Annotated in this window: 10 protein-coding genes and 1 pseudogene; 5 read left to right on the top strand and 6 right to left on the bottom strand. The window is 74.3% G+C overall.

Translation table 11 applies throughout. The annotated features are described in order from the left end of the window. Positions 1–85 precede the first annotated feature (85 nt). Both ABGB16_RS10025 and ABGB16_RS10020 read left to right on the top strand, forming a co-directional pair. Positions 86–544: a septum formation initiator gene (locus ABGB16_RS10025; RefSeq protein WP_347667705.1), complete on the top strand. Its 459-nt coding sequence runs from the start codon at positions 86–88 to the stop codon at positions 542–544. A gap of 258 nt (positions 545–802) precedes the next feature. Next, a complete protein-coding gene (locus ABGB16_RS10020; RefSeq protein ID WP_347667704.1) occupies positions 803–1,195 on the top strand; it encodes a cupin domain-containing protein in 393 nt (130 codons plus the stop codon). A 30-nt stretch (positions 1,196–1,225) separates the two neighbouring features. Here the strand turns inward: ABGB16_RS10020 and ABGB16_RS10015 are convergent, their stop codons facing one another. Both ABGB16_RS10015 and ABGB16_RS10010 read right to left on the bottom strand, forming a co-directional pair. After that, entirely contained in the window at positions 1,226–2,416 is a 1,191-nt protein-coding gene (locus tag ABGB16_RS10015) for a threonine synthase (protein WP_347667703.1), read from the bottom strand. 19 nt (positions 2,417–2,435) lie between these two features. Beyond that, positions 2,436–3,191 carry a DNA polymerase ligase N-terminal domain-containing protein gene (locus ABGB16_RS10010; protein WP_347667702.1) on the bottom strand — a complete coding sequence of 252 codons (756 nt, stop codon included), beginning with the start codon at positions 3,189–3,191 and terminating at the stop codon, positions 2,436–2,438. Positions 3,192–3,318: 127 nt separating this feature from the next. Between ABGB16_RS10010 and ABGB16_RS10005 the strand changes: the two genes are divergently transcribed. From ABGB16_RS10005 to ctaD, 3 genes are all read left to right on the top strand, one after another. Continuing rightward, positions 3,319–4,104, top strand: a complete 786-nt coding sequence (locus tag ABGB16_RS10005) for an aldo/keto reductase (RefSeq protein WP_347667701.1) — start codon at positions 3,319–3,321, stop codon at positions 4,102–4,104. A gap of 201 nt (positions 4,105–4,305) precedes the next feature. Continuing rightward, positions 4,306–5,412 (top strand): FAD-dependent monooxygenase, encoded by a 1,107-nt coding sequence (locus ABGB16_RS10000; protein WP_347667700.1) that lies wholly within the window; start codon positions 4,306–4,308, stop codon positions 5,410–5,412. Positions 5,413–5,542: 130 nt separating this feature from the next. After that, positions 5,543–7,303: a cytochrome c oxidase subunit I gene (gene ctaD / locus ABGB16_RS09995; RefSeq protein ID WP_347667699.1), complete on the top strand. Its 1,761-nt coding sequence runs from the start codon at positions 5,543–5,545 to the stop codon at positions 7,301–7,303. 367 nt (positions 7,304–7,670) lie between these two features. On the opposite strand, the pseudogene ABGB16_RS09990 reads toward ctaD, so the two are convergent. The 4 genes and pseudogenes from ABGB16_RS09990 to ABGB16_RS09975 form a co-directional block, all read right to left on the bottom strand. Beyond that, positions 7,671–7,901, bottom strand: a pseudogene (locus ABGB16_RS09990) (MFS transporter); the annotation flags it as partial. A 21-nt stretch (positions 7,902–7,922) separates the two neighbouring features. After that, positions 7,923–8,504 carry an isochorismatase family protein gene (locus ABGB16_RS09985; protein WP_347667698.1) on the bottom strand — a complete coding sequence of 194 codons (582 nt, stop codon included), beginning with the start codon at positions 8,502–8,504 and terminating at the stop codon, positions 7,923–7,925. Between the two features lie 25 nt (positions 8,505–8,529). Then, on the bottom strand, positions 8,530–9,816 hold the full coding sequence (locus ABGB16_RS09980; protein WP_347667697.1) for a nicotinate phosphoribosyltransferase: 1,287 nt from the start codon (positions 9,814–9,816) through the stop codon (positions 8,530–8,532). Positions 9,817–9,832: 16 nt separating this feature from the next. Further along, positions 9,833–12,508, bottom strand: a complete 2,676-nt coding sequence (locus tag ABGB16_RS09975; RefSeq protein ID WP_347667696.1) for a LuxR C-terminal-related transcriptional regulator — start codon at positions 12,506–12,508, stop codon at positions 9,833–9,835. Positions 12,509–12,519: the final 11 nt, after the last annotated feature.

Here is a 12,519-nt window from a genome sequence, read left to right as displayed (position 1 = left end):
CCGGCCGTCGTGGACCCGAGCCCGTTAACCGTCCCTTAGCGTTGCCCGGTGCCGGCCGTAACGCGGGACCGGGGATATTGGGGGCATGGGCCGTCACCCGTTCCTTGCCGTCGTCGGCTGGCTGGTCACCGTCGCGGTGGCCACCGTCGTCGGGTTGGCCGCGGTCCGGCTGATCGGGGACAGCATCACCGGCACGCCGGGCGGGGTGCGCAGCGCCCGGGACGTCGCCGACGCCCTCGCCTCACCGATGCCGTCGCCCGCCACGTCGGGCACGGACGCGTCCCCGTCCGCCGGCCCCGCCCCGACGGGCGGCACGGCGACCCCTCGCGCGAGCCGGCAGTTCACGGTGCGGGGCGGCAGCGCGGTCGCCGAGTGCGGGCCGGCCGGCGTACGGCTGGTCTACTGGACCCCCGCGCAGGGCTACCGGGCCGCCGAGGTGGAGCGGGGGCCGGGCCACGAGGCGAAGGTCCGGTTCGTCGGGCCGGACGGCCGGTCGGAGCTGAAGGTGCGCTGCGCCGGCGGGCACCCGGTGCTCGACGACTGAGCGGCGCATCGGCGGCCGACGGAAACGGGCGCACGGCGCCGCCCCGACCCTGAGGTCGTCACGTCGCCGCGCTCCGGCCGTCTCCCACCGTCGCAGCCACCCGGCGGTACGCCAGCGGGGACTTGGCTCGACCGGCCGCGCGGGCCGGTCGATGGTGTCGATGCCCGGTGCGGCGGGGTCCAAACCTTCGGAGAGTGGCGAATTCCACCATCTGGGGTTACCGGCGTGACGCGCGCCGCCACGGGGTATGTGCGCGCCATGGAGCATTACACGATCGCGACCGTGGCCGAGAAGAGCCCGGACTTCCGGCGGGTGCTGTGGACCGGGCGACACTCCCAGCTTGTGATCATGACCATCCCGCCGGGCGGCGAGATCGGCGAGGAAATCCACGAGGGGATCGACCAGATCCTGACGTTCGTCAGCGGCACCGGCGAGGCCCGGGTCGCCGGCGAGAAGAAGGCGGTCGCCCAGGGGGACCTGGTGGCGGTGCCGGCCGGCACGAAGCACAACTTCGTCAACACCGGCCCGAACCCGCTGGTCCTCTACACCGTGTACGGCCCGCCGGAGCACGCCGACCAGGCGGTGCACCGGACGAAGGAGGAGGCCGACGCGGCGGAGGCGGCCGGCGCGGACGAGCCGCCGACCGCGTGACGGGCCGCCCAGGCCGCCGGGCGCCCCCGGTCAGGCCACCACCGGTACGGCCGAGACGTCCACCGTCTCCGGATACTTCAGGCCCGCGCCCGTGTTGAGCACCACCACCCGCTCGTCGGCCCGGATCCACCCGCCGGCGCGCAGGTGCCGGGCGGCGGTCAGGCAGGCCGCCCCCTCGGGGCACAGCAGCAGCCCCTCGTCGGCGCCGAAGTCCCGCAGGTCGGCCAGGATCTCCGCGTCGTCCACCGCGACCGCCGTGCCGGCGCTGGCCCGCAGCGCGGACAGGACCAGCTCGTCGCCCAGCGGCGCCGGCACGGTGATGCCGAACGCCACCGTCCGCGCGTCCGCCCACGGTTCGGCCCGCTCGTCCCCGTTGGCGAACGCCCGGACGATCGGCGCGCAGCCGGTCGACTGCACCGCCACCAGCCGGGGCAGCCGGTCGCCGATCCAGCCCAGTTCGCGCAGCTCCCGCATCGCCTTGTGGATGGCGATCAGCCCCACCCCGCCGCCGGTCGGGTAGATGATCACGTCGGGCACCTGCCAGCCGAGCTGCTCGACGATCTCGTACCCCATCGTCTTCTTGCCCTCCAGCCGGTAGGGCTCGCGCAGCGTGCCGGCGTCGAAGATCGCGCCGCCGGAGTCCGCCACCAGCGCGGCGATGTGCCGGCCGGCGTCGCTGATCAGCCCGTTGACCAGGCGCAGGTCGGCGCCGGCGGCCAGCACCTCGCGGCGGCAGATCGCCGGCGCGTCCAGCGGCATGGCGATGGTCGCCCCGATCCCGGCCCGGGCCGCGTACGTCGCCCAGGCCGCGCCCGCGTTGCCGTTGGTCGGCATGGCGATCCGGGTCGCGCCCAGCTCCCGGGCCCGGCTCACCCCGACCGCCGCCCCCCGCGCCTTGAACGAGCCGGTCGGGGTCAGCCCCTCGTCCTTGACGATCAGGTCGGGGATGCCGATCCGGGCGCCGTACGCCGGGGCGCGCAGCAGCGGCGTCCAGCCCTCGCCCAGCGTGGTGACATACCGGGGGTCGGCCACCGGCAGCAGTTCGCGGTAGCGCCACAGGTCGGCCGGGCGCAGCATGAACCGTTCCGGCATGACGGTGTCGGCGACCGCCGCCAGGTCGTAGCGGGCCAGCAGGGGCGAGCCGCACTGGCACAGGTTCTGCGGCTCCGTCGCCGGGTACGCCCGGCCGCAGCGCGGGCACTCCAGGTGCGTCAGGTACACGTGCCTGCTCCTCGCATCCTCAGCTTGCGTCGATGCTCAGCCAGTTCCGGCTGCGGCGGCCCGGCTCGTACGCCGAGTCGAGCCGCTTCGCCACCACCCCGGGCAGCCCCTGCTCGCGGCCGGCCCGCAGCGCGTCCGCCCCGGCGGCGGGGAACCACGGCGGAGTCTGCCAGTGCGCCCCGGCCAGCGCCAGACCGTCGAGCAGTTCGCGGCGCTGCGCGTACGGCACCTCGACGCTGGGCACGCCCTCCAGCCAGAGCAGGTCGAAGACCAGGTACTGGCCGGTCGTGCCGGCGCGAGCGCCGGTGCCCGGCCGGGCCGGCCGGACCCGGCCCCGCCGGTCGATGTCGACCAGCACGCCGTCCAGGACCGCCTCCGTCGGCGCCAGCTCCTCGGCCAGCTCGCGCAGCCACGGGTACGCCCCGGTGACGTCGGCGTCGGCGTCGTCGAGCAGCCGCAGCCGGCCGCCCCCGTACTCGCCGGCCGGGATCTCGCCGTGGAAGGTGAGGTACTCCATCGGGTGGTCCTCGGTGTGCACGGCGAGGTGGTTGCGGCCCGGCTCCCGGGGCAGGCCGCGCGGCACCGCCCAGGACGCCAGCACGCCCTCGTGCTCCAGCCGCAGGTCCCAGTGCAGCCGGCGGGCGTGGTGCTGCTGGATGACGAACCGGGGCCTGCGCCGGCCCGCCCGCTTCGGCGCGGGCGTCCGCTCCGGCACCGGCTCGGGGGTACGCTTCGCGTCCCTCCGGCGCCGGTACTCCTCCAGCCGGTCGGCCATCCCCGCATTCTCCGGTACGCGGTGCCCCCCGGCATCGCCGACCGTCCGGTTCGTACCGTTCCGAACGCTTCCGTCGTTGTGCGGGCCCGGGGGCATGTCGGATGCGATCGGGGGTAGAACCGCCGGCATGACGAGCGTTGACCAGCTCACCGTCCCACTCGCCGGCGACGTCCGGATGCCGCTGCTCGGCTTCGGCACCTGGCAGGCCACGGGCCAGGCCGGCTACGACGCCGTGCTCGCCGCCCTCGACGCCGGCTACCGGCACATCGACACCGCCACGATGTACGGCAACGAGCGGGAGGTGGGCCGGGCGGTCCGGGAGAGCGGGGTGCGCCGGGAGGACCTCTTCATCACCACGAAGCTTCCGCCGGAACGGGTGGGCCGGGAGCGGGAGACCATCGAGGAGAGCCTGCGCGCCCTCGACACCGACCACGTCGACCTGTGGCTGATCCACTGGCCGCCGGCCACGCCCGGGGACAGCATCCCCACCTGGCGGGAGCTGCTGGCGGCCCGGGACGAGGGACTGGCCCGCGCGGTCGGGGTCAGCAACTACAGCGTCAGCCAGATCGACGAGCTGATCCAGGCCACCGAGGAGACCCCGGCGGTGAACCAGATCCGCTGGAGCCCCACCCTGTACGACCGGCGGACGCACGCCGCGCACCGGGACCGGGGTGTCGTGCTGGAGGGCTACAGCCCGTTCAAGACCAGCGACCTGTCGGATCCGGTGCTGGCCCGGGTCGCCGCCGCGCACGACGCGTCCCCGGCGCAGGTGGTGCTGCGCTGGCACATCGACCACGAGATCGTGGTGATCCCCAAGTCGGTGACGCCCGAACGCATCCGCGCCAACTTCGACGTGTTCGGCTTCTCGCTGACGGCGGAGGAGATGCGCGACATCGACGCCCTGGGTCGGTGATTCCCGGGCTCGACAACCGATCATCAGTCATGGACGTACCCGAGCTGATCTTCCATCTGAAGCGGCGTCGACGGCGTATCTGTGAGTCGCGGCCAGCCGACCGCTGATCAGAATGGGACGAAGAGCCCTACCGTGCGGCTATCGCGCGGAGTAGTCTCTTGCCTCCAATGCGTGCCCCACCCCTCCGGAGGCGTACACCTCATGCGTGGCTCCCCCCTGCGCATCCTCGTCGTCGGCGCGGGCATCGCCGGCCTGGCCGTGGCCCGGGCACTGCGGATGGTGGGCTTCCGGCCCGACGTCACCGAGAAGCTGCCCACGTCGGAACTCGTCGACACCGGCCTCTACCTGCCCGGCAACGCGGCGCGGGCGCTGCGCCGGCTCGAACTGCACGGCCCGGTGCGCCCGCTCGGGCGGATCATCCACCGGCAGCGCTTCTTCGACGCCGCCGGCGTCCCGCTGTGCGAGGTCGACCTCGACGCCCTGTGGGCGGGCGTCGGCGAGTGCCGGGCCCTGCCCCGCGCCGAGCTGCACCGCGTCCTGTTCACCGGGGCCGGCGGCGCCGTCCGGCACGGCGCCGAGGTGAGCGCCGTCGAGCTGCTGCCCGCGGCCGTGGGCGTCACCTTCGCCGACGGGACGGCCGCCGAGTACGACCTGGTGATCGGGGCGGACGGCCCCCGTTCGACCGTGCGCTCGCTGGCCGCGCTGGGCGGGCCGCCCCGCCCCGCCGGGCAGGTGGTGTACCGCGGCGTCGTGCGGGGCGGCCCGCCGGTCACCGAGTGGACCGCGCTGCTCGGCCAGCGGTCGGGGTTCCTCGTGGTGCCGCTGGGCGCCGGGCGGCTCTACTGCTACGCCGACGAGGCGGGCGCCGCCGCCCCGGCGGAGCCGCTGGCCCGGCTCCGCGAGCTGTTCGGCTCGTACGGCGGGCCCGTGCCGCGGGTGCTGGAGGCGCTGGACCAGGTGCACGTCAGCGTGACCGACGAGGTCGAGCTGGGGCGCTGGTCCCGGGGGCGGGTGCTGCTCGTCGGCGACGCCGCGCACGCCACCGCCCCGACCCTGTCGCAGGGCGCGGCCATGGCGCTGGAGGACGCGGTGGTGCTGGCCGAGGCGCTGAAGGCGGCCGGTTCGGTCGAGGCGGCCCTGGTCGCGTACGAGAGTCGGCGGCGTCCGCGTACCCGGTGGGTGCGGGACCGGACCCGGGACCGCAACCGGACCCGCGACGTGCCGCCGGCGCTGCGCGACCCGCTGCTGCGCGGGCGCGGCGGGCGCATCTTCGGCGAGCACTACCGGTTGCTCGTCGACCCGCTGTAGGGCGACCCTCCATCCTGCCCGGCCACCCCACGCGGTGCCCCCACCTGCGGGGGACTATCCTCCTTGCGGATGACGGCTCGCAGATGACCAGGGCGTGCCGAGCGGGACAAACCAGAACCGGAGGCCACTCGTGACCACCGTCGCACCCAAGCCGGTCGTGACCCGGCCCTGGCCGGTCCGAGAGCCGGTCAAGGGGTCGGCCCTCGCGCGGCTGCTGCGGACCACGGACGCGAAGCAGATCGGGATCATGTACATGGTCACCGCGTTCGTGTTCTTCATGATCGGTGGCCTGATGGCCCTGATCATGCGGGCCGAGCTGGCCCGACCGGGCATGCAGTTCCTGTCGCCCGAGCAGTTCAACCAGCTGTTCACGATGCACGGCACGATCATGCTGCTGTTCTTCGCGACGCCGATCGTGTTCGCCTTCGGCAACTACGTGGTGCCGCTGCAGATCGGCGCCCCGGACGTGTCGTTCCCCCGGCTCAACGCCTTCGCGTACTGGCTGTACCTGTTCGGCGGCACCATGGCCACCGCCGGCTTCATCGCCCCGGGCGGCGCCGCCGACTTCGGGTGGTTCGCGTACGTCCCGCTGAGCAACGCGCAGCACTCGCCCGGCGTGGGCGCCAACATGTGGATCGTCGGCCTGGCCATCTCCGGCCTCGGCACGATCCTCGGCGCGGTGAACATGATCACCACGATCCTGACCCTGCGCGCCCCCGGCATGACCATGTTCCGGATGCCGATCTTCACCTGGAACCTGCTGGTCACCAGCCTGCTGGCGATCCTGGTCTTCCCGCTGCTGGCCGCCGCGCTGTTCGCGCTCGCCGCGGACCGGCTGATCGGCGCCCACGTGTACGACGCGGCCACCGGCGGCCCGATGCTGTGGCAGCACCTGTTCTGGTTCTTCGGCCACCCCGAGGTCTACATCATCGCGCTGCCGTTCTTCGGCATCATCTCCGAGATCATTCCGGTCTTCTCCCGGAAGCCGATCTTCGGTTACAAGGGCCTCGTGGCCGCGACCGTCGGCATCGCCGCCCTGTCGATGAGCGTCTGGGCGCACCACATGTTCGTCACCGGCCAGGTGCTGCTGCCGTTCTTCAGCTTCCTCAGCTACCTGATCGCCGTGCCGACCGGCATGAAGTTCTTCAACTGGATCGGCACCATGTGGCGGGGCCAGATCAGCTTCGAGACGCCGATGCTGTTCGCCGTCGGCTTCCTGGTGACGTTCCTCTTCGGTGGCCTGACCGGCGTGCTGCTGGCCAGCCCGCCGCTGGACTTCCACATCTCGGACTCGTACTTCGTGGTGGCGCACTTCCACTACGTGCTCTTCGGCACCATCGTGTTCGCCGTCTTCGGCGGCATCTACTTCTGGTTCCCGAAGATGTTCGGCCGGATGCTCGACGAGCGGCTCGGCAAGGTGCACTTCTGGCTGACCATGATCGGCTTCCACACCACGTTCCTGGTGCAGCACTGGCTGGGCGCGGAGGGCTTCCCCCGCCGCTACGCCGACTACCTGCCGAGCGACGGCTTCACCACGTTGAACACGATCTCCACCATCGGCGCGTTCATCACCGGTATCTCGACCCTGCCGTTCATCTACAACTGCTGGAAGTCGTACAAGACCGGCCCGGTGGTCGAGGTCGACGACCCGTGGGGCCACGGCAACTCGCTGGAGTGGGCGACCACCTCGCCGCCTCCGCTGCGTAACTTCGACCGGATGCCGCGCATCCGCTCCGAGCGCCCCGCGTTCGACGCGAAGTTCCCGGAGTTGGCCGCCGGCGGCCAGAGCCTGGCCGGGCCGCCGGAGGGCGGCGCCAAGCCGCTGACCAGCGAGGCCGACGGTGGCGCCAGCTACCAGGAGGACACCGCGAGCAACGCCGACCGGCGCTGACCGACCGCTACGACGGGCGCCGCACCCCACTGGGGGTGCGGCGCCCGTCGCCGTGTTCCACCCGTTTCCCGCGTGCCTTCCCCCCGTGCCCTTGCCCCGTGCCCGACCCCGACCCCGGTCGACCTCGACCCCGGCCCGACCCCGACCCCGACCCGGGCCCGGGCCCGGGTCGAGGCCACAACATCCCTGAAGTTGTCCCCTTCCCGGCCGGTCGAGACCGCAACTTCCCGGAAGTTGCGGCCGCGCCGGGCCGCGGTGCCGGGGCAGCAGTGCCGGAGTGGGCGAGCGTCTCGACCGGAAGGTGCGGCCGCCGGGCCCGTGGCGCCAGGGCAGCAGCGCCGGAGTGGGCGAGCGTCCCCGGGGGCCGTCAGCCGGCCAGCGGGGCCGGCTCCGGTGTCGGGGCGGGCTCCGGAGCCGGGGCGCGGCGGTGGCGCAGCTCGGCGGGGAGCACTGCGGCGGTGACCAGCACGCCGATCACGCCGATGACCACGAACCCCCACGGTGGCGCGCTGGCGTCGATCACCGCGCCGGCCAGCGGGGCGCCCAGCGCGACCCCGACTGTCACGGCCGAGCCGTGCAGGCCCATCGCCTCGCCGCGCACCGCCAGCCGTTTACCGCGTCAGGCGGCCCTGATCACAGGCTGCCCGCGCATCGCCACTCCGGCGCCCTCCATGGCGCGCAGCGCCACGTCGGTGGTCTCCGGGGCCACGGCGGCGGTGAGGTCGAGCAGCACGGTGGTGGCGAACCCCGACCGGGCCGCGTCCAGGGCGGTGGCCCGCACGCAGTGGTCGGTGGCGATGCCGACGACCTCGACCGTGTCGACGCCATGCCGGCGCAGCCAGTCGGCCAGGCACTCGCCGTCGGCGGCGTGCCCCTCGAAGCCCGAGTACGCCGCGGCGTACTCGCCCTTGTGGAAGACCGCCTCGACGCGGCTGGTGTCCAGCTCGGGGTGGAACTCCGAGCCGGGTGTGCCGACCACGCAGTGCGCGGGCCAGCACTCGACGTAGTCCGGCGGGTCGCCGAAGTGTGACCCCGGGTCGACGTGGTAGTCCTTGGTGGCCACGACGTGGTCCCAGCGGTCGGGCTCGGCGGCGAGCAGCCGGGAGATCCCGGCCGCCACGCCGGCCCCGCCGGCCACGGCGAGGGACCCGCCCTCGCAGAAGTCGTTCTGCACGTCGACGATGATCAGCGCGTTGCCCACGGGGGTGCTCCTTCGGGGAGTGGAGTCAGGCGGCGGGGACGACCGTGACCGGGATCGCCGGGTCACCGGCCGAGAGCTTCAGGCCCTCCCAGGGGATGGAGATCAGGCACTGCCGCAGGTGCTCCCGCGACTCGTCCAGCGTGGGCAGTGTTACCGGCTCGCCCGCGACGACGTACGACCGCTGGAGCAGCCGGTCGTGGGGCTGCCGGTCCGGTACGCCCTGCGGGACGACGACCTCCTCCGTGGCGGTGCCGGTCGGCTTGTGCCGGCGGACGGCGACCTTGCGCCCGCCGATGGTGGCCTTGTGCTCGGAGCGCTTCACGACCGGCCGGCCCGCCACCTCCACCAGCTTGTAGATCAGGCCGGCGGTGGGCGCGCCGGAGCCGGTGACGACCGCGGTGCCCGCGCCGTACATGTCGACCGGCTCGGCGGCGAGCGCGGCGATGGCGTACTCGTCGAGGTCGCCCGAGACGACGATCTTCGTCTCGGTGGCGCCGAGGGAGTCGAGCAGCTCGCGGGACTGCTGGGCGATGACCGCGAGGTCGCCCGAGTCGATCCGGACGGCCCGCAGCTCGGGCCCGGCCACCTCGATCGCGTTGCGGATGCCCTGGCTGATGTCGTACGTGTCGACCAGGAGCGTCGTGTCCTTGCCCAGCGTGGCGACCTGCGAGGCGAACGCCGCCCGCTCGTCGTCGTGCAGCAGCGTGAACGCGTGCGCGGCGGTGCCGGCGGTCGGGATGGCGTACCGTTCGCCGGCAGCCAGGTTGGAGGTGAACCGGAACCCGGCCAGGTACGCGGCGCGGGCGGCGGCCACCGCCGCCTCCTCGTGGGCGCGCCGGGAACCCATCTCGATCAGCGTCCGGCCGCGGGCCGCGGTGACCATCCGGGCGGCGGCCGCGGCGACGGCGCAGTCGTGGTTGAGCACGGACAGCACCAGCGTCTCCAGCACCACGCACTCGGCGAACCCGCCGGAGACGGTGAGGATGGGGGAGCCGGGGAAGAACAGCTCGCCCTCGGCGTACCCGTCGACGTCGCCGGTGAAGCGGTACCCGGTCAACCACTCGGCGGCCCGGTCGTCGACGACGCCGGTGCGGCGCAGGAAGTCGATCTCGGCGGGGGAGAACCGGAAGTCGCGGATCATCTCGACCAGCCGGGCCGTGCCGGCGACCACGCCGTACCGGCGCCCGGTGGGCAGCCGCCGGGTGAACACCTCGAAGACGCAGGGACGGTCGGCCGTGCCGTCCCGCAGGGCGGCGCCGACCATCGTCAGCTCGTAGTGGTCGGTCAGCAGCGCGGGGCGAAGGGTGCTCACCCGACCAGCCTAGAGATCAGCCCGCGAGCTCGCCGTCCTGCCCCGGCAACGACCGCAGCGCGGACCGCAGCGCGGACCGCCCGGCCACCCCGAGCTTGCTGTAGACGCGCTGCAGGTGGTTCTCCACCGTCCGGCTGGACAGGAAGAGCCGCTCGGCGATGGCCCGGCTGGTCACCCCCTCGGCGGCGAGGCGGGCGATCTCCCACTCCCGCTCGGTCAGGGTGGGCTGGCCCAGCCGCAGCGCGGGGGTGACGACCTGGTCGCACCGGCTGAGCAGCTCGCCGAGGCGCTCGTGGGCGACCGAGGCCGAGTTGGACCGGTCGCTTCGCAGCCGGTGCAGCGCCGCCGCGGTCGCCTCCGCGGCGAAGACCCGCAGGTCCAGCGCGGCGAAGTCGTCGGCCACGGTGAGCAGGTCGTCGGCCGCGTCGGCGACGGTGGCGCGCGCGTACCGGGCCAGTAGCGGCGGCAGCGGGCCGTCGACCCGCTCGGAGAGTTCGGTCAGCCGCTGGGCCACCGTCCGCCGGCCGCCGTCGGTGCAGGTCGGGCCGACGGGGGCGGCGGCCTGGTCGAGCCGGACCAGGTCGTGCAGGACGAGCACCTCGTGGCCGGCGAGGCCGTCCGCACGGAGCCGGTCGGCAAGGGCGGCGAGGTGCTTGGCGGCGCCCGGCAGGTCGCCGGCGGCGGCGAGCGCGGCGCCGCGGGCCTGCTCCAGCCAGGGGTAGAGCACCGCCATCCCCGGCGCGTGGGTCCGGTCCGCCTCGGCCATCGCCTCCGCGGCGTGCGCGGCGTCGCCGCGCAGCGCCGCCGCCTGGGCCCGTTCGGCGTGGGCCAGGCCCGCGTACACCCGGCTGGTGGCCAGCACCGCGCACGCGCCGAGGCTGGTCTTGAGCGCGGTGCCGCTCTGGCCGCGCAGCCGAGCCGCGTACGCCTGGAGGATGGCCAGGTAGCCGGTGCCGAGCCGGAAGTCGCCCTCGCCCGCGAGGTCGGCGAACTCGTCGGCGACGATCGCGTCGATGCCGGCCAGGTCGCCGCCGAGCGTGAGCCGGGTGCCCCGGGCCAGCTCCAGCGCCAGCTGGAGGTAGGGCATGTCGCCGCGCCAGCGGGCCGCCTCGGCCTGCACCTGCCGGATCGCGGCGGCGCTGCGGGTCAGCTGCCCCTGCGCGGCCTGGAGGTGGGCGAGGGTGCACCGGGCCAGCTCGCGGGCGGCCACCCCGGCGGCCGGCCGGTCCAGCACCGCCCGGGCCAGCCGTACCGCGCCGGTCGTGTCCAGCCGGTGCAGCCGCATGATCGCCTCGAAGGCGTTGACGCGGGCCCGTTCGCTCGCGTCGGTCAGCTCCGCGCCCCGGGCCGCGATCTCCTCCACCGTGGACTCCTGGTTGAGTCCCCAGTAGCTGACCATGCCCCGGACCGTGAGCCACCGGGCGCGCCGCCCCGGGCCGGACGCGTCCGCGGCGACGGCGTCGAGCATCGCCAGGGCCTCCTCGGGCCGGTCGGCGAACATCAGGATGGTGGCCAGCAGCTCCGCGGCGTCGAAGCCGCCGTCGGCGTCCAGCGCCGCGCGGGCCAGCCGGGTCCCCAGCGGTACGTCGTACCGGGCGAACGCCTGCGCGGCCGCGTCGAGCAGCAGCGCCGGATTCTGCGCGGTGCCGGAGTCGAGCCGCCACACCGCCACCCGCAGCAGGTCGCCCCGGCGGCGTTTGCCCACCGCCTCCAGCAGCTCGGCGAGCCGGGCCTGCAACCGCCGGGTCCGGCTGACCGGGCAGCGGCGGCGCATCACCTCGCCGTAGAGCGGGTGGCCCAGCCGCACGTCGACCCGGCGGTCGTTGTGCTCCACCGCGATCAGGCCGCGCTCCTCGGCGGTCTCCACGTCGGTCGGCTCCACCGCCTGGTAGAGCAGGTGCAGGCCCAGCGGCTCGCCGAAGGCGACCAGCTCCAGCACGGCCCGCACGCCCGGGGTGAGCTGCCCGATCCGGGTGTCGATCAGGTCGGACAGGCTGGGGGCCAGCTCCAGGCCGCCGGTCCAGCGCCACATCCCGTACGCGCGGCTCAGCTCGCCGTCCGGGGCGGCCATCACCAGCTCGCGCAGCAGCAGCGGGTTGCCGCCGGAGAGCCGCCACAGCCGCTCGGCGGACCGGCCGTCGACCGGCCCCTTGAGGATGGCCGCGAGCAGCCCGGTGGTGTCGGAGAGCCCCAGCGGGGTCAGCTCCACGTGGTCGACCAGGCCGTCGGTCCACAGGGCCCGGATCGGCAGCGGCAGCTGCTCGCCGTCGCGGAGCGTCCCGATCACCGTGGCGTTGTCGGCCCGGGCGATCAGGTGCACCAGCGCCGCCGACGGCGGGTCGAGCAGGTGCGAGTCGTCGACCGCCAGCACGATCCGCCGCCCGGCCGCCTGCTGTTGCAGCTGGTCCACGGCCCAGCGCAGCACCCCCGCGGGCGACAGCCCCTGCGGCTGCTCGGCGGGGAGGACCTGGATGAGGCCGCCGAAGGGCAGGGCCGCCGTGGTGGCGCTGGCCGAGATCGACCACACGGCGTACCGGTCGGTGGGCAGGGCGGCCAGGCACTCGCGCAGCAGCCGGCTCTTGCCCACCCCGGCGGAGCCGCGGTAGAAGAGGCCGCGCCCCTCGGCCCCGGTGGCCGCCGTCAACAGACGGTCGAGCTCATCCCGGCGGCCGACGAACTCCCAGCGACTCATCGGAGCAGCAT

Origin of the sequence: Micromonospora sp. B11E3 (genome assembly GCF_039871625.1) — a bacterium.
Taxonomy (GTDB): Bacteria; Actinomycetota; Actinomycetes; order Mycobacteriales; family Micromonosporaceae; genus Micromonospora.
The sequence above is the reverse complement of the archived record's forward strand: the minus strand, read 5'-3'. Positions and strand labels throughout refer to the sequence as shown.

Excerpts from the sequence above, each read along its gene's own strand:
- ABGB16_RS10025 (WP_347667705.1), top strand. The coding sequence starts at position 86 with ATGGGCCGTCACCCGTTCCTTGCCGTCGTCGGCTGGCTGGTCACCGTC.
- ABGB16_RS10020 (WP_347667704.1), top strand. The coding sequence starts at position 803 with ATGGAGCATTACACGATCGCGACCGTGGCCGAGAAGAGCCCGGACTTC.
- ABGB16_RS10010 (WP_347667702.1), bottom strand. The coding sequence starts at position 3,191 with ATGGCCGACCGGCTGGAGGAGTACCGGCGCCGGAGGGACGCGAAGCGT.
- ABGB16_RS10005 (WP_347667701.1), top strand. The coding sequence starts at position 3,319 with ATGACGAGCGTTGACCAGCTCACCGTCCCACTCGCCGGCGACGTCCGG.
- ABGB16_RS10000 (WP_347667700.1), top strand. The coding sequence starts at position 4,306 with ATGCGTGGCTCCCCCCTGCGCATCCTCGTCGTCGGCGCGGGCATCGCC.
- ABGB16_RS09975 (WP_347667696.1), bottom strand. The coding sequence starts at position 12,508 with ATGAGTCGCTGGGAGTTCGTCGGCCGCCGGGATGAGCTCGACCGTCTG.